This is a genomic window from Curtobacterium sp. PhB115 (genome assembly GCF_003752025.1).
In the GTDB taxonomy this organism is placed as follows: domain Bacteria; phylum Actinomycetota; class Actinomycetes; order Actinomycetales; family Microbacteriaceae; genus Curtobacterium.
Genome location: NZ_RJKR01000011.1, coordinates 76495 through 102059, shown reverse-complemented (window position 1 = coordinate 102059; position 25565 = coordinate 76495). Strand labels below are relative to the sequence as shown.

The window sequence follows — 25565 nt, the reverse complement described above, 5'->3', positions numbered from 1 at the left end:
CCGACGTGACCACCACCGGAATCACGCGCCGTGCGCTCATCGCGGGCGGTCTCGGGGTCGCAGCCACGGGCCTCCTGGCCAGCTGCTCCACCGTGACCCGCTCGACCGACGTGAAGGCGATCAACCAGGCGGTCCAGCTGCCGGACTACGTGCCGTGGGCCGGCGGGCCTGAGCCGGCGTTCCCGAAGACGAGCGCCCTCATGCCGAGCGCGTTCCGGAAGATCCCCGCGACGCTCGTGCCCACCGCGGGGAAGCCCGGCGACGGCTCCACCGTGCACGGCAGCGTGCCGACGAACTCGCCGGTCCCGCCGGCGAAGGGGAGCAACCCGTACTGGCAGGGGCTCGACGAGCGGATGGGGATCGACCTCGACCTCACCATCACGCCGAACGCCGACTTCGGCAACAAGTTCGCCACGCAGGTCGCCGGCGACACCCTCGGCGACGTCTTCACCGTGTTCGGGTCGTTCCCGTACCTGCCGCAGTTCCTCGAGGCGAAGGCCGCCGACCTCAGCCCCCACCTGTCGGGCAGTGGCGTGCGCGACTACCCGTACCTCGCCAACCTGCCGACGGCGTCGTGGCGCGGCACCGTCTTCTCCGGCGGGATCTACGGTGTCCCGGTGCCGCGCGGACCCCTGACCTCGCAGGCGCTCCACCGCCGTCAGGACCTGTTCGAAGGACTCGGCGTGGACCCCGCATTCTCGACGGTCGACGAGTTCGTCCAGCTCTGCCGCGACGTCTCCGACCCGCACGCGAACCGCTGGGCGCTGGCATCGGTGCCCACCAACATCCTCGGTCCGATGCTCGGCCTGCCGAACCAGTGGCAGGAGGACGGCGGCCGGCTCACGCACATGTACGAGCTCGAGGAGTACCAGGAACTCCTCGAGGTGTCGCGGAAGCTCATCGCCCAGGACCTCGTGCACCCGGACAGCATCACGGCCTACAACGGCAAGGTCTGGTTCGTGCAGGGCTCGGCGCTGATGCTCTCCGACACGTACAGCGCGATCCCCGGGCTGCTGCAGCAGGCGACGCCGGGCAGCGGCTTCGAGCTGACGATCGCGCCGTTCGTCGGCCCGTCGGGGGACGCGGCGAAACCGTGGCTCGGCGACCCGAACAACGCGATCGCCGCGGTCGCCGCCGGCCGCGAGGACCGCGTGAAGATGCTCCTCCAGGTCCTGAACTGGTGCGCGTCGCCGTTCGGCACCGAGGCCTGGACGTACCGCAAGTTCGGCATCGAGGGCCGCGACTTCGAGTACCGCGACGGCGCACCCGTCCTGACGAAGACCGGCAACAGCGAGACTGCCCTCGGGGAGTTCCCGCTGCAGTACTTCACCGAGTGCCCGCTGCCGCTGTACTACGCCGGCAACCCGACGATGACGGACACCGTGTACGAGTCGCTCGCGTCGTGGGTCGACCGCGGGCTGGCCAACCCGGTCTACGGGCTCTACTCGCCGACGAACTCGACGAAGGGTCCGGCGCTCGGCACGTTCGCGACGAACGCGATCAACGACGTGCTGCTCGGACGCGCGAAGGTGTCGTCGTGGCGGACGACGGTGCGCGACTGGCGCCGCCGGGGCGGCGACGCCGTCCGCCGGGAGTTCCAGCAGGCGCTCGCAGCGCGCGCGTCCTGACGCGGGTCGCCCGCGGGGCGGGGCCTGCGTCGCGCCCCGCGCAGACCCGTGACGCGACGGCCTGGAGGCACGGTGCGGGCCCGCCGGCGTGCCTCCAGGCCGTCACCGTGGACCGGCCACCCCGACGAGGTTCCCGGCAGGATCGCGGAAGTGCCCGACGGTCACGCCGCCACCCTCGTTGCGCTGCGGCGGGAGCGCCACGGTCGCGCCCAGGCGTTCCGCCTGCTCCAGCGCGAGGGTGACGTCGTCGACCCCGACGTAGAACACCGCGTGCGCCGCGAAGCCCGGCCCGCCACCGATGCCCCCGGCGACCGGCCCCGCACCGTCGACCGGCTCGAGGAACGAGTACGCGTCCGGGTCGGACACCGCCGGGGCGACCGGTGCGCCCGCGGGGGAGTCCCAGCCGAAGAGCGCCGCGTAGAAGGCCCGGAGCCGATCCGGGTCGGGGCCGATGAGTTCGACGTGCACCACTGCGTTCGCCATGAGGCCGTTCTACTCCGCGCCGCACGCGGACCGAGGCCGATCAGTTCGCCGGTGGCCGGACCATCCGGACCTCGCGGACGCCGTCGTCCACCTGTTCCGTGCCGTCCCGCGCGAACCCGCGCTTGCGGTAGAAGGCCTGCGCTCGCGGGTTCGGGTCCGCGACCCACAGCGTGACACGGTCGGCCAGGTCGACGACCGCGTCGAGGAGGGCGTTCCCCGCACCGGACCCGTGGTGTCCGTCGAGCAAGTAGAGCACGAAGAGGTGCACCTCGGCGTCGACCGGACCGGACATCGCGATGCCGACGACCTCGCCGTCGTGCTCGGCCACGGCGATGCGGTTCGCCACGAAGCGGGCGTCGGTGAGCGCCGTGTTCCAGAAGCCCTCGCGGCGGGGGAGGAACGTCGGGTCGTCCAGGACCGCGTCCCGCACGACCCCGCGGTACGTCGCCCGCCAGGACTCCACGTGCACCCGGGCCATCGCCGCGGCGTCGCTCGGTGCTGCGGGGCGGACGGTGGTCGTGCCGGTGGTGCCGGTCGTGTCGCTCGCGGCGTCTGCGCCGGACTCGTCCCCCGCTTTCACGGGACGAGCGCGGTCGCGAGGGCAGCGTCGAGGGCTGAACGGTCACCGTCGACGGCCAGGTCGATCACCGCAGGATCCCGTCGCCCCCAGAGGAGCAGCAGCAGGTCCTCCGCCCGCCCGGTCACCCGGACGCTCGGCGCCGCGGGGTCGGTGCCGACGAGCACGGCCTCGCCGTCCGCGTCGCTGCACGCGAACACGACCGTCGCCGCGAGCGGCTCCACCCGTCCGAGCCGCACCTGACGCGGGTACAGGTCGGCCACCACCTCGCGGACGCCGTCAGCTGCGTGCTCGGCCTGGAGGCCCGGGTCGTCTCCCGACGCCGTCATCGCGTCCCACAGGTGGATCGCGGTCTCGTGCCCCTGCCGCCGTGCCCAGGTCGCCGCCGAGTCCGGCGGGTAGATCGCGGCGGACGGGGTGTCGGCGGAGCGTGCCCGGAGCGCCGCGACCAGCTCGTCGGCACCCGCGCTGAACCGGTCGGCCAAGTCGGTGGCGACGATCGCGTCGGGCTCGGTGCCGGTGAGCTGGCCGAGCGCCCACCGGTGGATCTCGGCCAGGTGCTCACCCAGGTCGGACACGGTCCACCCCGGGCAGGACGGCACCATCGCCGTGCGGTCACCGGTTCGGAGCACGTCCTCGAACCGTGTCGCGGCGTCGGCGAGGACGTCGATGTGGTCGGCGTAGGAGGGCATGGCCTCAGTGTGGCGCGAGGAGCCGGTCCCTCGTGTGGAGGCATGCCGACGCTCGAACGTGTTCCTGCCCTGGTCGCGACCGGTCTCCTCGCGATCCCCGTCGCCGAAGCGCTCGTCCGGCTGCCGAGCGCGGCGACGAGGTGCGGTACGCCGCCTGCGTGGTCCTCGCCTCGACGAAGCTCGACGTCAACCGTGTCGTGAAGCGGCTGCTCGACGTCCGGAAGGCGAGCTTCGCGCCGATGGACGACGCCGTCGCGCTGACGGGCATGGAGTACGGCGGCATCACCCCGATCGGGTTGCCGGCGTCGTGGCCCGTCTACGTCGACTCGCGGGTGCTCGAGGCGCCGGAGACCGTGATCGGGGCGGGCCTCCGTGGCGCGAAGGTGTTCCTGCCCGGTGCCGTGCTCGGGGCGCTGCCCTGGGTGACGGTGGTCGAAGGGCTCGCGACCGGAGTCTGATCAGTCGTTCGGGCGGATGAGGCAGAACGGGTGGCCCGCCGGGTCGAGGTAGACGCGGAACGTGTCCGTGCCGGAACCCGTCGCCGTCGCACCGATCGCCAGGACCGCAGCCTCGCCGTCGTCGAGGTCGTCCACCTTGACGTCGAGGTGGCTCTGCTGTGGCGCGAGCTGCCCGGGCCACTCCGGAGCGCGGTACTCCTCGACCTGCTGGAACGCCAGGATCGGTCGGTGGTCCGTGAAGGGCAGCGCGACCTCTGCCCAGTCCTCGTCGAAGCCGACGATCTCGCCTCCGAGGAGTTCCGCGTAGAACCGTGCCAGTGCCCGGGTGTCCTGGCAGTCCAGGACGATGACGTCGAGTGTGCCGATCATGGGCGTCACGGTAGACCGATCAGCGGGCGGCGGTCAGGGCCTTCGTGATCCGCTGCAGCGAGACGGTCTCGGCGGTCCCGAGTTCCTGCGCGAACAGGCTGAGGCGGAACTCCTCGAGCATCCACCGCGCGTGCACGAGCTCGGGGTGTGCGCCCACCGCCGGCGGGAAGGCGCCACCGGCGTCGACGTAGCGGTCGGTGGCCACGGTGACCTCGCGCATCCAGGTGGCGTCGCGGCCCGGGTTCTGCAGGAGCTTCTGCACGCGCGCCTCGATGCCCTGCAGGTACACCCGGATGCGCCGGAGCCGGTCGAGCCCGGAGACGGAGACGAACCCCGGGTAGACGAGACGCTCCATCTGCTGTCGCATGTCCGTCAGCGCACCGAGCAGGGACATCGAGTTCGCCTGCTTGAGTGCTCGTTCGGCGGAGCGCTCGGCGGCGAGCACGGCGGCGAGCTCGGACACCGCCGTGAACATCGTGTCGACGACGGTCGCGGACACGGCATCGCGGACCGCCTCGAACGCCGCCTTCGTGAACACCAGACCGTCCGGGTGGGCGCGACGGATCACCGCGTCGACGACGGCCGCGAGCACGTCGTCGAACAGCGCGTTCGTGGACGGGTACGGGCTGGCGGCGAGTGCGAGCTTCTCCTGCGCGGTCAGGTGCGACTGGATGTACGACACCGGGGACGGCACCGCGAGCATCACCAGACGACGGACGCCGGCGGGCATCCGGACGGCGCGGTCGGACGGCGTCGCGAGCAGCTGCACCCCGACGGTCGCCTTCGGTCCGGTGCCCTCTTCCACGAGGGCCGGGTACGCACGGATCACGCCGCCCGCCTGCCTGGTGTCGAGCACCTGCGGCAGGTCGTCGGACGGCCACGAGGTGAGCCCTGAACGTTCCACCTGCCGACCAGCGGCGGCGTCGGCGACGCGGGACGGGCCTCCGGGGCGGCGCCCACCACCCTGCTGGGTCGCGCGGGCGACGCTCTCCTGCGTTCGGTCCTTGAGCTTGGTCTGCAGCGCGGACAGGTCCTTGCCGGCCTCGACCCGGCGGCCGCGTTCGTCGACGACGGCGTACGTCGGCAACAGGTGCGACGGCACGCGCGACATGTCGAAGTCGGACTCGTCCACCGGGACGTACGTCATCCGTTGGATGGTCTTCGCGAGCGTTGCACGGAACGACTCGGTCGGCGTGGTCGGGGCGTCGTCGGGCAACTCGGCGACGATCTTCTCGGCCCAGTCGGCTGCGGGGACGACGTTCTTCCGGATCTGCTTCGGGAGCGCCTTGATCAGTGCGGTCACGAGTTCCCGGCGGAGGCCGCGGACCTGCCAGTCGAAGCCCTCTTCCCGCATGCGGGGGAGCAGCGCGAGCGGCACCTGCACACTCACGCCGTCGTCCTGCGCGCCCGGCTCGAAGCGGTACTGGATCGCGAGTCGCTGGTCGCCGCTCCGCCACTGGGTGGGGTAATCGACGTCGTCCTCGGCGGCTTCGGCCGCGGATTCGTCCAGCAGGTCCGACCGACGCATCGTGAGCAGGTCGGGTTGGTCGCGGCGAGTGGCCCGCCACCACCCCTCGAAGTCACGGCTCGTCGCGATGTCCGCGGGGATGCGGGCGTCGTAGAACTCGTAGACGTTCTCGTCGTCGAGCAGGATGTCCCGGCGGCGGGTGCGCTCCTCGAGCTGCTCGAGTTCCTTCCGCAGCTTCCGGTTGGCGCGGTCGAAGGCCTGCTGGGAGTCCCACTCGCCCTCGACCAAGGCGTGCCGGATGAAGAGCTCACGGGAGTGCACCGGGTCGATCCGGGCGTACTGCGCGCGGCGGCGCTGCACGATCGGGACCCCGAAGAGCGTCACGCGCTCGTAGGCGACGACCGCGCCCTGCTTCTTCTCCCAGTGCGGTTCGCCGTAGGTGCGCTTGAGCAGGTCACCGGCGAGCGGCTCCACCCACGTGGGGTCGATCCGCCCGACCGTGCGGGCGAAGAGCCGGCTCGTCTCGACGAGTTCGGCGGCCATCACGGCGTCCGGCTGCTTCTTGGCGAGCACGCTGCCCGGGAACACCACGAACCGGGTGTTCCGCGAGCCGAGGTAGTCGCGCTTCTCACGGTCGCGCAGGCCGATCTGGCTCAGGAGCCCGGCGAGCAGGGACCGGTGCACCGCGTCGCCGTCCTCGGAGCGGGACTGCCCCACGCGGACGTCGACCTGCTTGGCGGCGCGGGACAGCTGCCGGTACAGGTCCTGCCACTCGCGGATGCGCAGGTAGTTGAGGAACTCGGCCTTGCACAGGCGTCGGAACGCGCTGGAGGAGAGCTCCTCCTGCTTGTCCTCGATGTGGTTCCAGAGGTTCAGCAGGGTCAGGAAGTCGCTCGTCGGGTCGGCGAACCGTGCGTGCAACTGGTCGGCGTGCGCGCGCTTCTCGAGCGGGCGCTCGCGCGGGTCCTGGATGCTCAGGGCGCTGACGATCGCGACGACCTCGCGCCCGACGCCCTGCCGTCCGGCTTCGAGCACCATCCGGCCGAGGCGGGGGTCGATCGGCAACCGGGTCAACTGTCGACCGGACTTCGTGATGCGGCCGTCCTTGTCCACCGCGCGGAGTTCGCGGAGCAGGTCGAGGCCGTCCTTCACACCACGGGAGTCCGGCGGTTGCAGGAACGGGAACGACTCGATGTCGCCGAACCCCAGCGAGATCATCTGCAGGATGACCGCCGCGAGGTTCGTCCGCAGGATCTCCGGGTCGGTGAACTCCGGACGCCGGTCGAAGTCGTCCTCGGAGTACAGGCGGATCGTGATGCCCGCACTCGTGCGACCGGCACGGCCGGAGCGCTGGTTCGCGCTCGCCTGCGAGATCGCCTCGATCGGGAGCCGCTGCACCTTCGCCCGGGGGGAGTACCGGGAGATGCGGGCGGTGCCGGTGTCGACGACGTACTTGATCCCCGGAACGGTCAGCGAGGTCTCGGCGACGTTCGTGGCGAGTACCACCCGGCGGCGCACCCCCGGGGTGTTCCGCCGGTCGAAGACGCGGTGCTGGTCGGCGGCGGACAGCCGGCCGTAGAGGGGCAGGACCTCGGTGCCCGGGTAGCGCTTGCCCTCGATCGTGTCCTGCGCGTCGCGGATCTCGTTCTCGCCGGACAGGAACACGAGGACGTCGCCAGGGTCTTCCTGCGCGAGCTCGTCGAGCGCGTCGGTGATGCCCTGCATGACGTCGCGGTCGTCGGCGCCGGCACCGCCGTGGTCGGCCGTGCGGGAGTCGGTCTCGTCGTCGTCCCCGTCGGCGTCGTCGGCGTCCTCGGTCACGAGCGCTCGGTAGCGGATCTCGACGGGGTAGGTCCGCCCGGAGACCTCGATGATCGGGGCATCGTCGAAGTGCTTCGAGAAGGACTCGGGGTCGATCGTCGCACTCGTGATGATGAGCTTCAGGTCGGGACGTCGCGGCAGCAGTCGCTTGAGGTACCCGAGCAGGAAGTCGATCGTGAGGGACCGTTCGTGCGCCTCGTCGATGATGATCGTGTCGTAGCGCTTCAGGTCGCGGTCGAAGTGGATCTCGTTCAGCAGGATGCCGTCGGTCATCAGCTTGATGCGGGTGTTCGACGACACCTTGTCGGTGAACCGGACCTGGTAGCCGACCAGGTCGCCGAGTTCGCTGCCGAGCTCCTCGGACACGCGTTCCGCGATGGTGCGGGCGGCGATGCGTCGGGGTTGGGTGTGGCCGATCGACTCGCGGCCGAGTTCGAGGCAGATCTTCGGCAGCTGGGTCGTCTTGCCGGAACCGGTGGCGCCGGCGACGATGACGACCTGGTTGTCACGGATCGCAGCCGCGATGTCGTCCCGCCGCTGCGAGACGGGCAGCTCGGGCGGGAACGTGATGACGGGCGGCGTGGGAGACATGAGCATTCCAGGATACCGTCACGCGGTCCGGGCAGCGAGCGCGTCGACGAGGTCCGGCCCGGATCGTGCCGGCAGCGCGCACACACGGTCATGGCAGACGTAGCCAGCGGGGTCGAGGGTGGAACGGGACTCGAACAGCTCGAAGCCGGCCGCCGCCCACTGCTCGGCCTGCTCCGGCGTGACGCACGCGACGATCGTGCCCGGACGTCGCGCCGCCCGGACCGCAGCACGCAGGGGAGAAGCCGCGTCGGACGCGACGACGACGACCTCATGCGACGGCCGGTGCAGCGCGAGCGCGACACCGAGCGCGTCCGCGTGGCCGAGCGGACGTTCGGTGCCCGTGCGGGCCCGGTCGGCGACGAGACCGGCAGCCGCAGATCGCAGGTCGTCGTCACCCGTCAGCGCAGCGAGCGTCGTCGCCGCGGCCGCGAGGGCAACGGTGCCCGAGCGCATCGCTGTCTGGGGCTGCTCACCCGTCGCGGTGCCGGCCGAGGCCAACACCGGGTCGACGTCGAACCGTCCGGCCAGGCCGTCGTCGACCAGGGACCGGGCCGTCGTGGCGTACCGCAGCTCTCCGGTGACCAGCGCGAGTTCGAGCAGCCCTTCGGCCAGCAGCCCCACGTCCTCGATCGTGGGTGGGGCCGACGATGCGCCGCGCGGGGTGCTCGATCGCACGACGACGTGTCCGTCCCGCACGTGTGCGTCGAGCAGGGCGTAGGCAGATGTGCGCGCGAGGGCGATCATCTCGTCGTCGCCGTGCCGCGCGCCGGCGATGGCGAGCCCGCGGATCGCGAGGCCGTTCCAGCCGGTCAGGACCTGGTCGTCGAGGGGCGGCGGATCCAGTCGCGCCCGTTCGTCGAGCGGGAGCCGGTACCACTCGCCCTCGACCCGTCGGCCGTCGATGGTCGATTCGCTGTCCTGCGCGGCGACGAACGCGCCGTCCGGTCGGCGGAGGGTGTCGCGCAGGAAGTCCGCGATGCCCCGAGCCTGCTCGGCTCCGGCGACCGCCAGCAGTCCGGCGTTGTCGTAGAGCATGCGCTCGTAGTGCGGCACGCTCCAGTCCCGCTGCGTCGCGTACCGGAACACGCCGCCGTCGGTGTCCGTCAGCTCGGACCGCGCGATGACGTGGAGGGTCCGGTCGAGCAGCGCACCGGCATCACCGTCGCCGTCGGCCGTTACGTCGGCCAGGAACTCGAGCAGCGGCGTGCTCGGGAACTTCGGCGCGCCACCGAAACCACCGTAGATGGTGTCCTCGGCCTGGGCGAGCAGGTCAGTGACGGCTCGGATGCTGTCGACGGTCGGGAGGCCCGTGGCGCTTCCGCCATCGCCCTCACCCGCGCGCGCGGCCCGGTCCGCCTCGGCACCCTGCCGGATCGCCGTCGCGATTGCGCTCGCGTTCGCGTCCACCTCGTGCCGGCGCTCCCGCCAGGCATCGAGGACCGCCGCCACGATCTGCCGGAAGGACGGATGCTCGCCGACAGGGGTCGGCGGGTAGTAGGTGCCCGCGAAGAACACGTGCCCGTCCGGTGTGAGGAACGCCGTCAACGGCCAGCCGAGCTGCTGCGTGAAGGCACTCGCCGCGGCCATCACGCTGGCGTCGACGTCCGGGCGTTCCTCGCGGTCGACCTTCACCGCCACGACCTCACGCCGGAGGAGCTCGCCGATCTCCGGGTCCGCGAAGCTCTCGCGGGCCATCACGTGACACCAGTGACAGGTCGCGTACCCGATGGACACGAGGACCGGGACGTCCCGTTCGCGTGCCTCGGCGAAGGCCTCGGGCCCCCACTCCCGCCAGTCCACGGGGTTGTCCGCGTGGATCCGGAGGTAGGGGCTGACCGCGGTCGCGAGTCGGTTGTCGTTCATGTCCCCAGCCTGCCGCGGGGTCGCTGGGCGCGGATCAGTGGGCGCCGATCAGTGCACAAGTCAGCGGTGGCGCACAGGGCGCGCACGGGGAGTCACCCGGTGAGCCACCCCGTGATCGACGCGAGGTGCGTCGCGACCTGCACCGGGGTGAGATGGTCCGTGTCCACCCGGGTGACCGTGTCCGCGGTGCGCTGGTCGAGCCTCCAGGCCGTCCTCGTGCTGTGCGCGAGCTGCAGCGACGGGACCGGCCCGCCCATCCGCCGGGCCAACCGCGCGGCGGTGGTCTCGTCGTCTGCGCGCAGGAGGACAGCGGTGACGACCGGATCGTCACCCATCGCGGACGCGAGGCGCTCGTGCTCCAGCACGGAAACCGTGTTGGTGAAGACGAGCCGGTGGTGCCCGATCGCGCGGTACGACGCCCACATCGTCGCCAGGTTCCGCTCGGCCAGGTGGAGCTCCGGGTGCTCGACGTGCGGAGCGGGGTGCGCGAGGTCGAGCAGGTCGCCCTCGATCACCGCGTGCCGGACGTCCGCGGCGACGAGGAGGTCGTGGAGCGCCTCGGCGGCCGTCGACTTGCCGACGCCGGAGCGTCCACCGATGAACAGGACCTCGGACCGCGGCGTCGTCCGGCCCGGCACCGTCAGTCGCGTCCCAGCGAGAGCAGGAGCAGAGCGGCGTCCTCGGGGCCGTAGTCGAACATGCGGTCCCAGAAGGGGTCGTCGGCCCACGGCACGTCGCCGTCGACCGGCACCTGGTGCGCGGTCTCGACCAGCCAGTCGATCTCGGGCCGGACCGCGTCCGCGAACGTCGGTGGCTGCCACCCGAGCGAGCGCGCAGCCGTGGTGTCGAGCACGAAGGGACTCGGCGACGACCACGGGGTGATGCCGACGAACGGGGAAGCGTCCTCGTCGAGCAGGACCTCGTCGAAGACGTGGCCGAGCTGCCCGGCGATCGTCCGCACGATCTCGAGTGCGGTCGGGGCATCGTCGTCGGCGACGTTGAGGATCCGGCGATCGGGCGCGTCCGCGACCTGACGGACCAACGAGGCGATACCGCTCGCAGCCGTCGTGTGGTCGACCCCGCGGCCGCCGTCGGCGAGGAGCACACGCTCGCGGCCGTCAAGCGCTCGGCGGACCACGAACCACTCCCGCGGGCGACCGATGCCGACGCCGTACACCTTCGACGGCCGGAGCACGGTGACCGGGGCGCCGTGGTCGAGGAGGACCTGCTCGGATGCGACCTTCGCCGCGCCGTACCCGTCGCGGCTCGTCGGGTCGCCGTCGCCCGCCGTCACCGTCGGCTGCAGCTCGTTGACCGCACCGCCGAACACGGGCTTCTCGGTGGAGTTGGCGTGTCGCCCCTGCTCGTCGACGTACACGGCCTTCGACGAGACGAACACCGTCGAGCCGACGTCGTCGAGGAACGGGCGGAGCTGCACCGCGTCGTCACGGGTCAGTCCGACCGTGTCGACGAGCAGGTCGGCCCCCGGTCGGAGGAGCGTCCGCAGCAGGCTCGTGTCCCGTCGGTCGCCGGCCGTGAACGTCGCTCCGGACGAGGTCAGGGCGTCCGCCGCCGGGCCGCCTCGGCGTGCGACGAAGTCGACCTGCCACTCGTCGCCGTTGCGTCCGGAGGCCTCGAGGAGGTCGCGGACCACGGCGGAACCGATGCCGCCGGTGCCGCCGAGGACGACCGCGCGTCTGGTGCTCATGCGGCAACGCTAGTGGTGCGGGGGTTCAGCTGGGGTCGTCCCTCGTCTCTCGGTCCTCGTTCGTTGTTCCTTGTTCCTTGTTCGTCGTTGGTCGTTGGTCGTTCGTCGTTCGTCAGGAGGCAAGGGCGTGGGAGCCGCGGCCCCACCAGTCGACGAGTGACCCGTCGTACACCTTCACCTTGTCGTGGCCGAGCACGGTGAGCGCGAGGGCGTCGACGCAGGCGGCGCTCCCCACGCCGCAGTAGGTCACGATCTCGTCGTCACCGATGACCGCCGCGAACGCCTCGGCCAGCTTCGGACCGCGGTGGTACGCGTTCGTCTGCGGGTCGACGAGGGTGTCGACCGCGATCGGGGTGCTCCCCGGAACGATCGGCGGGTGGTCCTCGCCGAGGGAGGCTTCCGGCGCGGCGAACACCAGTGCTGCCGGCTCGTCACCGGTCACGGCGCGCAGGACCCGGGCGTGGTCGGCCCACAGCGGACGTTCTTCGCCGGCGAGGAACACCCCGTCGGACTCCGTCGGCTGCTGCACGGGGCGGAGGGCGCCGACGCGGACCGGACGGCCCTCGTCACGCCACTTCGTGAACCCGCCGTCGAGCACCGCGACGGAGTCGAAACCGAACGCCCGGAAGATCCACCACAGGCGGGCGGACCACTCACCGACGCTGTCGTCGTAGACCACGACGGTCGACGTGTTCGTCACGCCGAGTTCGCCGGCCGCGGCTTCGAACCGCTCGGCGCCCGGGCGGGTGAACGGCACGTCGGAGTCCGGGGCGGAGAACGCGTCGACGAGGTCGGCGTAGCGCGCACCCGGCACGTGGCCCTGCCGCTCGTACGCGTCTTGCGCGGTGGTCCAGGTCGTCGCCATACCGGTCCCCGCCGTGTGCACCGAGGCGTCGAGCACGACGAGCTCGTCAGCACCGAGGTGGTCTGCGAGCCACTGCGTCGACACGAGCGGCGAGGTCAGGACGGGGGCCATGGCGATCACGATAATGCGGACCTCTGACGGGCGACAGGGAAGCCGACACACTGCGCAACCGGTGCGGGTTCCGGTGGATGAGATTCGGGGGCGTGCGCGGCGGGGCCGTCGGGCGCGACCGAGGCGCACGCGAACATCGACGATCCACGAGCTGATCGACGCGTGGATCGTCGCAGACCTCGTGTTCGACGGAGCCGGCGGCGGGGCGGGGCGGGGCGGGGCGGGCGGGCGCGACCGAGGCGCACGCGAACATCGACGATCCACGAGCCGATCGACGCGTGGATCGTCGCAGACCTCGTGTTCGACGGAGCCGGCGGCACACGGCGCCCCCCGCACGCAGAACGGCCCGCCCGGCGAGATGCCGGACGGGCCGTTCGGGAGCGCCTGCCGTCAGTGCGCGGCGGCGGGGATGCTGCCGGTCGTCGCGGAACCGGCGCGGGCGAGTCGCTCCAGTCGGACGGACTGCCGGTTGATGAGCAGCCCCCCGGCCAGCGCGACGAGCACCAGCACGCCGGCCGAGATGCCGAAGGCCACGTGGTACCCGTCGAGCACGGCCTGCGCCTGCTGCAGCTTCGTGGGTGCCGCTGAGAGGCCCGAGAGGCTGTTCTTCACGACGTCGGCGAAGATCGTCGACAGCAGCGCCGTCCCGATCGAGCCACCGATCTGCTGCATCGTGTTCACCGTTGCCGAGGCCACGCCGGCATCGCTGCGGGCGACCCCGGTCGTCGCGGTGTTCATCGCCGACGAGAAGATGGTGCCCATGCCGAGGCCGATCACGATGAGCGCCGGCAGGACGGTCCCCGCGTAGGAGCTGTCGAGGTCGGTGCGGAGCAGCAGGAGCAGACCCACCGCTGCGACGAGCCCACCGGCGAAGATCAGGACCTTCGGGCCGACGCGGGGCAGCAGGCGGCCACCGATCTGCGTGGCCGAGATCATGATCGACAGCGGCATCGGCAGGAACGCGAGACCCGTCTGCAGCGAGCTGAACCCGAGGGTCTGCTCGAGGTAGTAGGTCAGGAACAGGAAGATGCCGAACATGCCGATCGCGACGAGGCCGATCGCGATGAACGAGCCACCGCGGTCACGGTTCAGCACGACACGGAGCGGCAGCAGCGGGTGCGCCACCCGGGTCTCGATGAACACGAACGCGGCGATCAGGACCACACCGCCGGCGAGCATCGCGATCGTGAGCGGGGCGTCCCAGCCGTTGGTCTCGGCGTTGGAGAAGCCGTAGACGATGCCCACGAGGCCGAGCGTGATCGTCACGACGCCGGCGACGTCGATGCGCGGACGCTCGACCTTCGGCGGCTTCGCCATGAACACGAGGGCGCCGATCACGCCGAGCACGGCGAAGACGACGTTGACGTAGAGGCACCAGCGCCACGACGCGTACTCGGTGAGGACGCCGCCGAGCAGCAGGCCGATGGCGGCACCCGAGCCGGCGATCGAGCCGAAGATGCCGAAGGCACGACCGCGCTCCTTCGGGTCACGGAAGGTCGTGGTCAGCATGCCGAGGGCGGACGGGGCGAGCAGCGCACCGAAGACACCCTGCAGTGCACGTGCGGCGACGAGCAGCCCGAACGAGTCGGCCAGGCCGCCCAGCACGGAGGCCACGGCGAAACCGACGAGTCCGATGATGAACGTGTTCTTGCGGCCGAACAGGTCACCGAGGCGACCGCCGAGCAGCAGGAGCGAACCGAACGCCAGCGAGTACGCGGTGACGATCCACTGGCGTTGGTCGGTGCCGAAGTCGAGGTCCGCCTGGGCGGAGGGGAGCGCGATGTTCACGATGGTGGCGTCGAGCACCACCATGAGCTGTGCGAGCGCGATGACCGCGAGCGCGATCCAGCGGTGCTCGCTGCGGGCGGGGGTACCGCCCGAGGACGGTGCGGTCCCGGTGGGGGTCGGCACGGTGTGTTCTGCCGTCACGGCAGCCTCCTTCGAAAAGGTTGGAGGGGAGCACGAAGCACGCGCCGTCGGGCACTTCGAAAGGGGAGGAGAGAAGCGGATGCGGTGCATCCGCTTGTGGTCAGTGTAGACCAAAACGGAAGGTCCGCATCCGCTTATTCCCAGAAAGTTCAACTAGGTTCGACGACGTGAGCACCATCGACTCCGCGCCCGAACTCGAGCGCCCCCTCCGCGCCGACGCTGCACGGAACCGCGAGCTCATCCTGCAGACCGCACGCAAGTGCTTCGCGGAGCGCGGCCTCTCGGTCACGTTGAACGACATCGCGCACGAAGCCGGGGTCGGAGTCGGCACGGTGTACCGGCGGTTCGCCGACAAGGACTCCTTGATCGAGGCTCTCCTCGCCACCAAGTTCGAGGCGATGAACGACGCAGCCAGCCGTGCCGCCGCTGAACTCGACCCCCGCGAGTCGCTCCGGGTGTACCTGATGGGCGTGTTCGAGTTCCGGGCGCGGGACCGGGCGCTCGCCGACGCCATCGTCCGTGCCGGCAAGGGCCGCCCGTCGATCGTGCAGGAGCGCGACCGCCTCGAGACCCAGGTGTCCGACATCATCCGCCGCGCCCACGACGCCGGAGTGGTGCGCGTCGGCTTCGACTACCGCGACCTCCCGATGCTCACGTCGATGGTCGGGGCCGTCGCGGACACGACACGAGCCCACGACCCGAACGCCTGGCGCCGCTACGCCGAGGTCCTCATCGAGGGCGTGCTGCCCGGCCGCACCGACGACCCCATGCTCGGCGACCCGCTCGACCGCGAGTCCATCGAGCGAGCACTGCACGCGCAGTCCTGACGCACCGCGCACCGCGCACCGCGCACCGCGCACCGCCACACGAACGCGTCAACGCGCCGAGAAAGCGCACCACCGCGCCGAGAAAGCGCACCACCGCGCCGAGAAAGCGCGCCAACGCACCAACGCACCAAGAACCAAGCACCAACGCACCGACAAGCGCACTGGAGGCCCGTGGCGGGCCCGCCACGGGCCTCCAGTCCGGACCTGGTCGCGACCACGTCGCGGACGCGACCCCGACGGATCGTCCGACGCCTACAGCCAGCTCGGCAGCCAGTAGTGCGACCGGATGAAGTCCCACGGCGCCTGGATCGCCGTCCACATCGGGTACCAGTAGGCGGATGCGAGCACGACGACGCCCAGGTACACGCCGACCCAGATGATCGCCCGGGTCCTCCGGGAGCGGTCGTCGGTCCGTGACCCCAGCACCAACCCGATCGCCGCGGCCAGGGCCATCACCATGAAGGGCTCGAAGGCGATCGTGTAGAACTGGAAGACCGTCCGGTTGACGTACATCAGCCACGGCAGGTAGCCCGCGGCGACGCCGAGCAGGACGAAGCCGTACTGCCACTGCCGACGCAGGATCCAGAGCACGAGCAGCGCCACCGTCGCGATGACCGCCGCGTACCAGATGAACGGGTTCGCGATGCCGGTGATCGCCTCGCCGCAGCGGGTCGCCGTGCAGCCGTCCTGGCCGGCGTCCGTGCCGACGTAGTACATCGACGTGGGTCGCTGCATCACGAGCCACAGCAGCGGGTTCGCCTGGTACGAGTGCGGCGTGTGCAGGCCGATGTTGAAGCCGTAGATCTCGGACTGGTAGTGCCACCAGTTCTGGAACGAGTCGGGCACCCAGGACAGCAGTCCTGTCCACCGCTGTCCGCCGGTGGACAGCCAGTTCCGGTCCCAGCCGTCCTTCGACAGGAACCAGCCCGTCCACGAGGCCACGTAGGTGACGGCGGCGATCGGGACGGTGAGCAGGAACGACACCGGAGCCTGCTGGAGCAGTGCGCTGGAGGACCAGAACTCGACGCCGGCGCGACGGCGCATCATCATGTCGCTCAGCACGGAGTACACCGCGAAGAACGCCAGGAAGTACATGCCGGACCACTTCGTCGCGGTCGCGAGGCCCATCGTGAGCCCCATCGCGAACAGCCACGGTCGCCACCAGAGCACGGGCCCCCACAGGGTGTCCCGGCCGGCGGCGACCCGCTCGGCGACCCACTCGTCGAGCCGTCGTTGGCTGCGCCGTCGGTCGAGCAGCAGTGCGCCGAACCCGAGGACCACGAAGAACGTCAGGATCCCGTCGAGCAGGGTCACCCGCGACATCACGATGGCCTGGCCGTCGATCGCGAGCAGGAACCCGGCGAGCGTGCCGACCATCGTGGAGCGGAACAGCGACCGGGCGATCACCGCGGTGAGGAACACCGTCGCGATGCCGAGGACGGCCACCGCGAAGCGCCACCCGAAGGAGTTGTCCGCACCGAACAGGAGCATCCCGAGTCCGATGAGGTACTTGCCGAGCGGTGGGTGCGCGATGAACTCCGCGGCGCTCGTGAAGATGTCGGTCTCGCCACTCGCGAACCGGTCGTCGGTCGTCGGCAACGAGTCGTCGGTCGGGTTGCCCGGCCAGGTGCCCTCGTAGCCGAGGTGCACGAGCGACCAGCCGTCCTTGACGTAGTACGTCTCGTCGAACACGAGCGAGTGCGGGTTGCCGAGGTTCGCCAGGCGGAGCACCGCGGCGAGCAGCGTCACCGCGAGCGGACCCGCCCAACGCCACAGCGCCACGCGCCGCGCCGTGGAGAGGACCCGGCCCCACCAGTCGTCGAGGCGCGAGCCGACCGGCCCGTCGGGCACGGCCGTGCGGTCTTCGGTCAGCTCGCTGGTCATCGCTGAGCATCCTACGGATCGGACGTCGGTCCGCGCTGCGACGGTGCTGCGACGACAATGGGGGTGTGATCGTCCTCGCAGCAACGCCCATCGGCAACCTCGGGGATGCCTCGCGCCGTCTCGTCGAGACCCTGTCCAACGCCACGGTCGTCGCGGCCGAGGACACCAGGACCGCCATCCACCTGATGCGCGCCCTCGGCATCGAGAACCGTCCGCGGCTCATCGCCCTGCACGAGCACAACGAGCGGGCGAAGGCGTCCGAGGTCGTGGAACTCGCGCGGGACGAGGACGTGGTGGTCCTCACGGACGCCGGGATGCCCGCGATCAGCGACCCGGGCTTCCCCCTGGTCGAGGCCGCAGCGGCAGCCGGGGTGACCGTCACCGCGCTGCCCGGCCCCTCCGCGGTGCTGATGGCACTCGCGGTCTCGGGCCTGCCGACGGATCGCTTCACGTTCGAGGGGTTCCCGACCCGCAAGGGCGGTGAGCGCCGCCGGGCGTTCCAGGCGCTCGCGGGGGAGCAGCGCACGATGGTCTTCTTCGAGTCGCCGCACCGGTTGGCGGAGACGCTGGCCGACATGGCGATCGGGTTCGGGGGCGACCGACGCGCTGCGGTCTGCCGTGAGCTCACGAAGCTCTACGAAGAGGTCCGTCGCGGTCCGCTCGACGAGCTCGTCACGTGGGCGTCCGAGGGGGTCCGGGGTGAGATCTGCATCGTCGTCGCCGGAGCCGCAGAGGCCACGGAAGAAGCCACGCTCGACGACGGCGTCCGGCTCGTGCTCGAGCGGGTGGCGGCCGGGATGCGCATGAAGGAGGCCGCGGCGGCGGTCGCGGACGCGACCGGGCTGTCGAAGCGCGATCTGTACGAAGGCGCGCTCGCGGCGCGGTAGACGGCTGGGGAACCCGGCCTGGAGGCGCGGGGCGGGCCCGCCACGGGCCTCCCGGATCCGGTTTTCCACAGTCCACCGCCGCGCGCGTCATCGGGGTTCCGTGCGCCCGTAGGATGGTCCGCATGTCCGACGGGTCCTCGTTCAGCATCACCACGCCGATCTTCTACGTGAACGACGTGCCCCACATCGGGCACGCCTACACCGAGGTCGCCGCGGACGTCCTCGCGCGCTGGCACCGGCAGCGGGGTGACGACACCTGGCTGCTCACCGGCACGGACGAGCACGGCCAGAAGATCCTGCGCACTGCCTCGGCGAACGAGGTCACGCCGAAGGAGTGGGCCGACCGACTCGTGACCGAGGCGTGGAAGCCGCTGCTCGACACCGTCGACGTGGCCAACGACGACTTCATCCGCACCACCGACGAGCGCCACGAGCGCGGCGTGACGACGTTCCTGCAGAAGCTGTACGACGACGGCTTCATCTACGCCGGCGAGTTCGAGGGCTTCTACTGCGTGGGGTGCGAGGAGTACAAGCAGCCGAGCGACCTCGTCCCCGGCACCGGCGCGTACGAGGGCCAGCAGGTCTGTGCCATCCACTCGATCCCGGTCGAGGTCCTGTCCGAGCGCAACTACTTCTTCCGCATGTCGGACTTCGAGCAGCGGCTGCTCGACCTGTACGAGTCGAACCCGCTGTTCATCCAGCCGGAGAGCGTCCGCAACGAGATCATCTCGTTCGTGAAGCAAGGCCTCCGCGACCTGTCGATCTCGCGGTCGAGCTTCGACTGGGGCATCAAGATCCCGTGGGACAGCGACCACGTCCTGTACGTGTGGTTCGACGCCCTGCTCAACTACGTCACCGCGCTGGGCTACGGCACCGACGACGACGAGGCCTTCAAGCGCCTGTGGCCGAGCGTGCACATCGTCGGCAAGGACATCGCACGCTTCCACGCCGTCATCTGGCCGGCGATGCTCATGGCCGCGGGGCTGCCCGTACCGGAGCGCGTGTTCGGTCACGGCTGGCTGCTCGTCGGCGGCGAGAAGATGTCCAAGTCGAAGCTGACCGGCATCGCGCCGTCGGAGATCACCGACACGTTCGGGTCCGACGCGTTCCGCTACTACTTCCTCCGCGCCATCACCTTCGGGCAGGACGGCAACTTCAGCTGGGAGGACATCTCGGCGCGGTACCAGGCCGAGCTCGCGAACGGCTTCGGCAACCTGGCCTCGCGCCTGGTCGCGATGCTGCAGAAGTACTTCGACGGCGCCGTCCCGTCGCGTGGGTCGCTGACCGAGTCGGACGAAGCCGTCGACGCCCTGGCCGTGTCGGTCACCGAGCGTGCCGACGCAGCCATCGCCGCGTTCGCCCCGCACGAGGCGATCGCCGCCGTGTGGGAGCTCGTCGACGCCCTGAACGGGTACATCACCGAGCAGCAGCCGTGGGCCCTGGCGAAGGACGACGCGAACCGCGAGCGGCTCGGCACCGTCCTCGCCACCGCGCTCCGTGGGCTCGGCACCGTCGCGGTGCTGCTCTCCCCGGTGATGCCGAAGGCGACCGAGAAGCTCTGGGCGTCGATCGGTGCCGGTGGCTCGATCGCCGAGCAGCGCGTCGACCGTGCGTACGAGTGGCAGGGCGCCGCGCAGGTCGTGCCGCTCGAGAGCGGTCTCTTCCCGCGGATCGAGCAGTCGGAGCAGGTCTCGGCGTGACCGATGCGGAATCGCACGTCCGCTCCCGCGGTGACGGGGCGCCGGGTGGCTCGAAGCGCGACCTGACGTACCCGCCGCTCCCGCAGGCGCTCGTGGTGCCGGTGTACGACAACCACACCCACATGGAGATCGCCGACGGCGTGGGCGACGGCGGCGACGGCCCGCTCGAGTACCGCGAGCACCTCGACCGTGCATCGAGCGTCGGCGTGCGCGGTGTCGTGCAGGTCGGCACGGACCTGGCGACCTCGGAGTGGTCGGCGTCGATCGCGGCTCGTGAACCGCGGGTGCTGGCCGCCGTCGCGCTGCACCCGAACGAGGCGCCCGTGCTGCAGGAACAGGGGCTGCTCGACGAGCACCTCGCCGGGATCGAACGGCTCGCGGCGCTGCCCCGGGTCCGTGCGATCGGTGAGACCGGCCTCGACTTCTTCCGCACCGGCGAGGACGGCCGCGACGCCCAGGTCCGCTCGTTCGAGGAGCACATCCGCATCGCGAAGGAGCACGACCTCGCGCTGACGATCCACGACCGCGACGCGCACGATGCCGTGGTCGAGGTCCTCGACCGCGTCGGCGCTCCCGAGCGCACCGTGTTCCACTGCTTCTCCGGCGGCCCCGACCTCGCTCGGCTCTGCGCGGAGCGTGGCTGGTACATGTCCTTCGCCGGCACCGTGACGTTCAAGAACGCCTCGCTCCTGCGAGAGGCACTGCTCGTCGCGCCCCGGCACCTGATCATGGTCGAGACCGACGCGCCGTTCCTGACCCCGACCCCGTACCGCGGTCGTCCGAACGCGCCGTACCTCATCCCGCTCACACTGCGGTCGATGGCGGAGACCCTGGGCACCGACGCCTCGATGCTCGCGGCGCAGATCGCCTCCAACACCGAGCTCGTCTACGGTGCGTGGGACGCCGAGCCCGTGACGGTGGACGAGTAGTGGGCGCGCTGCTCGGCCCGGCAGAGATCCGGGAGCTCGCCGCCGAGCTCGACGTCACCCCGACGAAGAAGCTCGGCCAGAACTTCGTGCACGACGCCAACACCGTGCGCCGCATCGTGTCCGTCGCCGGTGTGACGCCCTCGTCACGGGTCCTCGAGATCGGGCCGGGGCTCGGCTCCCTGACGCTCGGACTGACCGAGACCGGTGCGCCCGTCACCGCGGTCGAGATCGACAAGCGGCTCGCGGCCAAGTTGCCGTCGACCGTCGCGTCCCTGCAGCCGCACGCCACGCTGACGGTCGTGCAGCAGGACGCCATGACCGTCGCTGCGTCCGACCTGGACGTCGAGCCGACCCACCTCGTCGCGAACTTGCCCTACAACATCTCCGTTCCCGTGCTGCTGCACCTGCTCGCGACCTTCCCGTCGATCGAGCGGTCGCTCGTGATGGTGCAGGCCGAGGTCGGGTACCGCCTCGCCGCCGGCCCTGGCAGCAAGGTCTACGGCTCACCCAGCGTGAAGGCCGCCTGGTACGGGTCGTGGAGCACGGCCGGGCTGGTCAGCCGGCAGGTGTTCTGGCCGGTGCCGAACGTCGACAGCGTGCTCGTGGCGTTCGACCGGCACGAGCCCCCGGGCGACGAGAAGCTGCGGTCGCGGGTGTTCACCCTGGTCGACGCGGCGTTCCAGCAGCGCCGGAAGATGTTGCGGCAGAGCCTGTCCGGTGTGCTCGGCGGCAGCGCTCACGCGTCCGAGGTCCTGACGGCGGCGGGCATCGACCCGACGGCGCGGGGCGAGGCGATCGGTGTCGACGACTTCGTGCGGCTCGGTCGGACGGTGCTCGCGGCTGCGGAGTAGCTCGGCTCCTTCTCTCCGCTGGCGAAATACGGAATGTTTGGCGATGTCCGTTCGGCGCTCCTACGGTTGATCACATCGACCAAGGAGACACCATGCAGCCGACCGAATCTCGCCGACCGATCCGCCGCGGCCTGACCGAAGATCAGCTCACAGAAGGACGTCGACGCGCCCTGCTCAGTGCGGATCCTGATCGACCGCGGGGGCCGAGGGTCTTCACCGACGCCGAGCGGCAAGCACTGTTCGCCCGGACGCCGAAACCGGAAGGCACGTTCGAAGAACGCCGCGAGCGCCGACGACGCGCGATCGAGTCGATCGATCCGGACTTCTGGGTCGAGCCGCCGGTCTTCTTCAACATGCGTCCCTGACCGTGTTCGAGCGACTCGCGCCCGAGCATTCGACGAGCACCGGATTCTCGAGTTCGACGATTGTGTCGCTCGGCCGGAAGTCGTCCTCATCGACTCGAGTTTCATCCGGAGCGCGCTGCGCCGGACCGAAGGTCGCAGGGGCGAGGCGGTCGCGTTCCTCGATCACCTCGATCTGGTGGGCACGGAAATGATGTACAGCGCCTACGCGGAGTTCGAGGTACTGGGGGCTGCGCACGGCATGCGAGCAGAGGCCGCTCGTCGCCATGTCGCCGCGTGGCGAGAATTGTTGCGGTCGACGCAACTGCACTGGGTCGGGGTCGATGCCGTCAGCGATGAGGTCCCAGACCTCATGGAAGAGTTCGGCCTGACCGTCTCGGGTGCAGTGCACGTCGCCACGGCTCGACATTGGGAGGTCGCCGGCTTCGTCACGGTCGATCCTGCGTTCGGGGTCGTCGACAAGGAACGCCTCCCGCTGATCATCGACGCAGAGGGTGCTCAACTGGCGCGTCGCTTGCGGGCAGGATCCCAGCCGTGATCCCCGCGCCCTACGATTGCGGCATGACCGACGGAACGGTTCGCTCGCACGCACAGGGGATGGCGCCGGAACGCGTCCTCGCGGCGACGGGCAAGACGCCGGGCGAATGGCACGCCCTGGTCGACGCGGCTGGTGGCGCCACCATCGGGCACGCCGCGATCGCGTCCTGGATCGTCGAGCAGGGCGTCGAGCCGTGGTGGGCGCAGGGGATCACCATCGGGTACGAACAGGCACGTGGGCTCCGCATCCCCGGGCAGCGCACCGACGGCACGTTCGCGGTCTCGGCCTCACGACAGGTCCCGGGTGAGCGAGAGGCCGTACTCGACCGGATCGTGCCGGTGTTCACGGCCGCACTCGGGTTCACGCCGACGTCCGAGCGCCGCGGGGGCAAGCGCCCGTCGGCCCGGTGGACCTTCCCCGACCGCGAATCCGTGCTGGTGAACACCGAGGACGGTCCCAAGCCCGACACCGTCGGCATCTCGGTGCAGCGGGAGCGGCTCACCGGCCCCGAGCGGATGCCCGACGCCAAGGCCGAACTGCAGCAACTGCTCACCGGCCTCTGACGCCGCGAACGGGGGAGCGCGCGCAGAGTTGCTCCGCCCCTACGATCGGCAGGTGCGTCGCATCACCCTCTCCCGATGGATCACGTTGGTCGCCGTGCTCGGCGGGATCGCCATCGACTGCATCGCGGTGTCCGTCATCGTTCGGGACCCCTCCAGCGACGGGGCGTGGGCAGCGGTGTTGCTCGGTGTCAGCTTCGTGGTGTGGGGGATCGCGTTCGCGCACCTGGCCGACCGCCCGGACACCGAGGACGAGGACGAGGACGCCGGGAAGCCGGTGCGGGTCGACCGTGTGGACCGGCTCATCGCGAGTGCGCTGACCGTGATGGTGTTCACCGCGGCGTACGCGATCGCCCGCTGGCACCAGGTGCCCGTCTGGTGGGCGTTCGGCGGTGCGGTGATCGCGTTGGGGCTCCCGATGGTGAACCGTGCGCTCGACCGCCGCATCGCCCGGGACGAGCAGGCCGAGGGCACCGCGGACTGAGCGGGACCTCGCACCGTGCGAGGTCCCGGCCGCGACGGTGCGAGGTTCCGCGCAGTGTGCGAGCCGAACTGCCTCGCACAGCGCACGGAACCTCGCACACTGTGGACCGAGCGCACGCGCCACGCTGCGGATCGAGCGCACGCGACACACTGTGGATCGAGCGCACGCGCCGCACTGCGGATCGAGCGCACGCGCCGCACTGCGGATCGAGCGCACGCCGCACGTCAGTGCGCGCGCGCCGCCATCGCCTCGAAGATCTGCTGGTGCGTGCCGTCGCGCTCGGCGAACCGGAGCGGCAGCACGTTCTGCACGAGGATCTCGGGCGCAGCGCCGGAGGCCAGCAGCTCGATGACCTCGTCGGCGAAGGCGTCGAGGGGCATCCCGCCGAAGTCGGCGCCACCCATCAGGTCCGTCGAGACCGCCGGCGGGGCGAGCTCGAGCACCGACACCGAGGAGCCGGCCAGCTGCTGGCGGAGGGACTGTGTGTACGAGTGCACGCCGGCCTTCGTGGCGTTGTACGTGGGCGTGGCGGTGAGCGGGACGAACGCGAGGCCGGAGGAGACGGTGACGATGGTCGACGCCGGCTGCGCGAGCAGGTGCGGCAGGAAGGCGTCGATGAGCCGGATGGTGCCGACCAGGTTCGTCTGGATGATCTCGAGCGCGTCGTCGAGGTGGTCGGGGGAGCGGAGGTCCTCGTTCCGCATGATCCCCGACATGGTGATGATCGCATCGAGCGACGGGTACTGCTCGAGCACGCTCGATGCGGCTGCCGTGATCGACGCGGCGTCGCTCACGTCGATCTGCACTGTGCCGAACCCGTGCTCGGCCGCGAGGGACTCGAGGAGCGACGTGCGGCGTCCGCCGATGACGACGGTGCTGCCGGCGGCCTGCAGACGCTGGGCCAGAGCGAGACCGATGCCCGAGGTGGCGCCGGGGATGAAGACGGTGGAGTTCGTGATGTCCATGTCCACCACGATGCGCCGTCGCCGTGGACGCATCCAGAGCCCGCTCATCGGGGGATCGCCGATCCCTGGCACCGGTGCGGCATCCGGACGACAATCGTCGTCATGGACCGTGCTGCACTCGCCGACTTCCTCCGCCGTCGCCGCGAGCTGCTGCGCCCCGAGGACGTCGGGCTCGGCCAGGGTCCGCGGCGTCGGACGCCCGGACTCCGCCGCGAGGAGGTGGCCGCCCTCGCCGGCATGAGTGTCGACTACTACACGCGCCTCGAACAGCAGCGCGGCCCGCAGCCGTCGGAACAGATGATCGCGGCGATCGCGCGGGCACTCCGCTGCAGCCTCGACGAACGCGACCACCTGTTCCACCTGGCCGGGCAGAACGCACCGACCCGCCTGCACCGAGCCGACCACGTCGACCCCGCGATCCTGCGTGTCCTCGACCGGCTCGAGGACACCCCCGCGATCGTGGTCAGCCACCTGGGCGAGACCCTGGTGGAGAACCGTCTCGCGGCGGCGCTGCTCGGCTCGTCCGTCCAACTGCCGGGGAACGAGCGGTACCAGGCGTGGCGCTGGTTCGTGACCGGTGACGAGCTCGCGAAGTACGCGCCGGAGCAGCACGAGCGACTGGCTCGGGTCGTGGTGGCGTCGCTGCGAGCGGCGGTCGGGTTGGCCGGGCCGGGTGACCGTCGCGCCACCGAACTCATCGCCGAGCTCGAGGGTCGGAGCGCCGAGTTCCGCGAGCTGTGGGCACTGCACGAGGTGACGAGCCGCTGGTCGGACAACAAGACGATCGTGCAGCCCGAGCTCGGCCGGATCACCGTCGACTGCCAGGTGCTGCACACCGATGACCAGGCGCAGGCGCTCCTGCTCTTCACGGCACCGCCCGGGTCCGAGGACGCCCAGAAGCTCGAGCTCCTCGGCGTCGTCGGCCAGCAGGCGTTCACCGCCTGACCCGAGCACGGTCGCACCGTGCGAGGTTTCGCACACGGTGCGGCGCGATCGACCTCGCACACTGCGCGGA

At 70.8% G+C, this 25565-nt stretch carries 24 protein-coding genes; 11 read left to right on the top strand and 13 right to left on the bottom strand.

All coding sequences use genetic code 11. The features are described 5' to 3' along the window. The first annotated feature begins 5 nt into the window (after positions 1-5). Complete coding sequence (locus EDF19_RS15885; RefSeq protein ID WP_123681837.1) at positions 6-1628, top strand: hypothetical protein; 1623 nt, start codon at positions 6-8, stop codon at positions 1626-1628. A gap of 102 nt (positions 1629-1730) precedes the next feature. On the opposite strand, the gene EDF19_RS15880 is transcribed toward EDF19_RS15885, so the two are convergent. The 3 genes from EDF19_RS15880 to EDF19_RS15870 are packed head-to-tail and all read right to left on the bottom strand — an operon-like array spanning position 1731 to position 3380. Continuing rightward, positions 1731-2111: a VOC family protein gene (locus EDF19_RS15880; protein ID WP_123681836.1), complete on the bottom strand. Its 381-nt coding sequence runs from the start codon at positions 2109-2111 to the stop codon at positions 1731-1733. 40 nt (positions 2112-2151) lie between these two features. Further along, complete coding sequence (locus tag EDF19_RS15875; RefSeq protein ID WP_260217238.1) at positions 2152-2691, bottom strand: GNAT family N-acetyltransferase; 540 nt, start codon at positions 2689-2691, stop codon at positions 2152-2154. Next, a complete protein-coding gene (locus EDF19_RS15870) occupies positions 2688-3380 on the bottom strand; it encodes a maleylpyruvate isomerase family mycothiol-dependent enzyme (RefSeq protein WP_123681835.1) in 693 nt (230 codons plus the stop codon). The genes EDF19_RS15875 and EDF19_RS15870 overlap by 4 nt, the downstream gene beginning before the upstream one ends. Before the next feature lie 158 nt (positions 3381-3538). Here EDF19_RS15870 and EDF19_RS19435 point away from each other — a divergent pair, with 158 nt between their 5' ends. Then, positions 3539-3838 (top strand): YbaK/EbsC family protein, encoded by a 300-nt coding sequence (locus EDF19_RS19435; RefSeq protein WP_260217237.1) that lies wholly within the window; start codon positions 3539-3541, stop codon positions 3836-3838. Here EDF19_RS19435 and EDF19_RS15860 read toward each other — a convergent pair whose 3' ends face one another. The 7 genes from EDF19_RS15860 to EDF19_RS15830 all read right to left on the bottom strand — a co-directional run bounded on the left by EDF19_RS15860 (position 3839) and on the right by EDF19_RS15830 (position 14563). Next, positions 3839-4207 carry a VOC family protein gene (locus EDF19_RS15860; RefSeq protein ID WP_185022896.1) on the bottom strand — a complete coding sequence of 123 codons (369 nt, stop codon included), beginning with the start codon at positions 4205-4207 and terminating at the stop codon, positions 3839-3841. Positions 4208-4226: 19 nt separating this feature from the next. After that, positions 4227-8087, bottom strand: coding sequence for an ATP-dependent RNA helicase HrpA (gene hrpA, locus EDF19_RS15855; RefSeq protein WP_123681973.1), 3861 nt, complete (start codon positions 8085-8087; stop codon positions 4227-4229). Positions 8088-8105: 18 nt separating this feature from the next. After that, complete coding sequence (locus EDF19_RS15850) at positions 8106-9950, bottom strand: thioredoxin domain-containing protein (protein WP_123681833.1); 1845 nt, start codon at positions 9948-9950, stop codon at positions 8106-8108. A gap of 92 nt (positions 9951-10042) precedes the next feature. Further along, a complete protein-coding gene (locus EDF19_RS15845) occupies positions 10043-10588 on the bottom strand; it encodes an AAA family ATPase (protein WP_123681832.1) in 546 nt (181 codons plus the stop codon). 2 nt (positions 10589-10590) lie between these two features. Beyond that, on the bottom strand, positions 10591-11658 hold the full coding sequence (locus tag EDF19_RS15840) for an NAD(P)-dependent oxidoreductase (protein WP_123681831.1): 1068 nt from the start codon (positions 11656-11658) through the stop codon (positions 10591-10593). Between the two features lie 112 nt (positions 11659-11770). Continuing rightward, complete coding sequence (locus tag EDF19_RS15835) at positions 11771-12634, bottom strand: sulfurtransferase (protein WP_123681830.1); 864 nt, start codon at positions 12632-12634, stop codon at positions 11771-11773. 390 nt (positions 12635-13024) lie between these two features. Beyond that, positions 13025-14563 (bottom strand): MFS transporter, encoded by a 1539-nt coding sequence (locus tag EDF19_RS15830; protein ID WP_123681829.1) that lies wholly within the window; start codon positions 14561-14563, stop codon positions 13025-13027. A gap of 167 nt (positions 14564-14730) precedes the next feature. Here EDF19_RS15830 and EDF19_RS15825 point away from each other — a divergent pair, with 167 nt between their 5' ends. Beyond that, on the top strand, positions 14731-15390 hold the full coding sequence (locus tag EDF19_RS15825) for a TetR/AcrR family transcriptional regulator (protein ID WP_185022895.1): 660 nt from the start codon (positions 14731-14733) through the stop codon (positions 15388-15390). 252 nt (positions 15391-15642) lie between these two features. On the opposite strand, the gene EDF19_RS15820 is transcribed toward EDF19_RS15825, so the two are convergent. Next, the gene (locus tag EDF19_RS15820; protein ID WP_123681828.1) at positions 15643-17274 is read right to left on the bottom strand and encodes a dolichyl-phosphate-mannose--protein mannosyltransferase; all 1632 of its coding nucleotides are present in this window, start codon (positions 17272-17274) and stop codon (positions 15643-15645) included. Between the two features lie 65 nt (positions 17275-17339). Here EDF19_RS15820 and rsmI point away from each other — a divergent pair, with 65 nt between their 5' ends. From rsmI to EDF19_RS19430, 5 genes are all read left to right on the top strand, one after another. Further along, positions 17340-18161, top strand: coding sequence for a 16S rRNA (cytidine(1402)-2'-O)-methyltransferase (gene rsmI / locus EDF19_RS15815; protein ID WP_123681827.1), 822 nt, complete (start codon positions 17340-17342; stop codon positions 18159-18161). A gap of 122 nt (positions 18162-18283) precedes the next feature. Then, positions 18284-19861 carry a methionine--tRNA ligase gene (metG, locus tag EDF19_RS15810; protein ID WP_123681826.1) on the top strand — a complete coding sequence of 526 codons (1578 nt, stop codon included), beginning with the start codon at positions 18284-18286 and terminating at the stop codon, positions 19859-19861. Further along, entirely contained in the window at positions 19858-20790 is a 933-nt protein-coding gene (locus EDF19_RS15805) for a TatD family hydrolase (RefSeq protein WP_123681825.1), read from the top strand. The genes metG and EDF19_RS15805 overlap by 4 nt, the downstream gene beginning before the upstream one ends. Then, positions 20790-21641 carry a 16S rRNA (adenine(1518)-N(6)/adenine(1519)-N(6))-dimethyltransferase RsmA gene (gene rsmA / locus EDF19_RS15800; RefSeq protein ID WP_123681824.1) on the top strand — a complete coding sequence of 284 codons (852 nt, stop codon included), beginning with the start codon at positions 20790-20792 and terminating at the stop codon, positions 21639-21641. Before EDF19_RS15805 ends, rsmA begins: the two co-directional genes overlap by 1 nt. A gap of 92 nt (positions 21642-21733) precedes the next feature. Further along, complete coding sequence (locus EDF19_RS19430) at positions 21734-22006, top strand: hypothetical protein (protein ID WP_123681823.1); 273 nt, start codon at positions 21734-21736, stop codon at positions 22004-22006. Here the strand turns inward: EDF19_RS19430 and EDF19_RS19425 are convergent. Further along, positions 21990-22505, bottom strand: a complete 516-nt coding sequence (locus EDF19_RS19425; protein WP_148071122.1) for a hypothetical protein — start codon at positions 22503-22505, stop codon at positions 21990-21992. The two genes, EDF19_RS19430 and EDF19_RS19425, sit on opposite strands and share 17 nt — an antisense overlap. A 59-nt stretch (positions 22506-22564) precedes the next feature. Here EDF19_RS19425 and EDF19_RS15785 point away from each other — a divergent pair, with 59 nt between their 5' ends. Together EDF19_RS15785 and EDF19_RS15780 are read left to right on the top strand one after the other, a co-directional pair. Next, positions 22565-23104: a hypothetical protein gene (locus EDF19_RS15785; RefSeq protein ID WP_123681821.1), complete on the top strand. Its 540-nt coding sequence runs from the start codon at positions 22565-22567 to the stop codon at positions 23102-23104. A gap of 52 nt (positions 23105-23156) precedes the next feature. Beyond that, positions 23157-23585 (top strand): hypothetical protein, encoded by a 429-nt coding sequence (locus EDF19_RS15780; protein ID WP_123681820.1) that lies wholly within the window; start codon positions 23157-23159, stop codon positions 23583-23585. A gap of 224 nt (positions 23586-23809) precedes the next feature. On the opposite strand, the gene EDF19_RS15775 is transcribed toward EDF19_RS15780, so the two are convergent. Then, a complete protein-coding gene (locus EDF19_RS15775; RefSeq protein ID WP_123681819.1) occupies positions 23810-24550 on the bottom strand; it encodes an SDR family oxidoreductase in 741 nt (246 codons plus the stop codon). Positions 24551-24652: 102 nt separating this feature from the next. Here EDF19_RS15775 and EDF19_RS15770 point away from each other — a divergent pair, with 102 nt between their 5' ends. Further along, positions 24653-25495 (top strand): helix-turn-helix transcriptional regulator, encoded by an 843-nt coding sequence (locus tag EDF19_RS15770; RefSeq protein WP_123681818.1) that lies wholly within the window; start codon positions 24653-24655, stop codon positions 25493-25495. Positions 25496-25565: the final 70 nt, after the last annotated feature.

What these genes read in the sequence shown, in the direction of transcription:
- EDF19_RS15835 (WP_123681830.1), bottom strand. Translation starts at nt 12,634, where the DNA reads ATGGCCCCCGTCCTGACCTCGCCGCTCGTGTCGACGCAGTGGCTCGCA.
- EDF19_RS15820 (WP_123681828.1), bottom strand. Translation starts at nt 17,274, where the DNA reads ATGACCAGCGAGCTGACCGAAGACCGCACGGCCGTGCCCGACGGGCCG.
- EDF19_RS15870 (WP_123681835.1), bottom strand. Translation starts at nt 3,380, where the DNA reads ATGCCCTCCTACGCCGACCACATCGACGTCCTCGCCGACGCCGCGACA.
- hrpA (WP_123681973.1), bottom strand. Translation starts at nt 8,087, where the DNA reads ATGTCTCCCACGCCGCCCGTCATCACGTTCCCGCCCGAGCTGCCCGTC.
- EDF19_RS15850 (WP_123681833.1), bottom strand. Translation starts at nt 9,950, where the DNA reads ATGAACGACAACCGACTCGCGACCGCGGTCAGCCCCTACCTCCGGATC.
- EDF19_RS15840 (WP_123681831.1), bottom strand. Translation starts at nt 11,658, where the DNA reads ATGAGCACCAGACGCGCGGTCGTCCTCGGCGGCACCGGCGGCATCGGT.
- metG (WP_123681826.1), top strand. Translation starts at nt 18,284, where the DNA reads ATGTCCGACGGGTCCTCGTTCAGCATCACCACGCCGATCTTCTACGTG.
- EDF19_RS15775 (WP_123681819.1), bottom strand. Translation starts at nt 24,550, where the DNA reads ATGGACATCACGAACTCCACCGTCTTCATCCCCGGCGCCACCTCGGGC.
- EDF19_RS15770 (WP_123681818.1), top strand. Translation starts at nt 24,653, where the DNA reads ATGGACCGTGCTGCACTCGCCGACTTCCTCCGCCGTCGCCGCGAGCTG.
- EDF19_RS19430 (WP_123681823.1), top strand. Translation starts at nt 21,734, where the DNA reads ATGCAGCCGACCGAATCTCGCCGACCGATCCGCCGCGGCCTGACCGAA.
- EDF19_RS15860 (WP_185022896.1), bottom strand. Translation starts at nt 4,207, where the DNA reads ATGATCGGCACACTCGACGTCATCGTCCTGGACTGCCAGGACACCCGG.
- EDF19_RS15785 (WP_123681821.1), top strand. Translation starts at nt 22,565, where the DNA reads ATGACCGACGGAACGGTTCGCTCGCACGCACAGGGGATGGCGCCGGAA.
- EDF19_RS15880 (WP_123681836.1), bottom strand. Translation starts at nt 2,111, where the DNA reads ATGGCGAACGCAGTGGTGCACGTCGAACTCATCGGCCCCGACCCGGAT.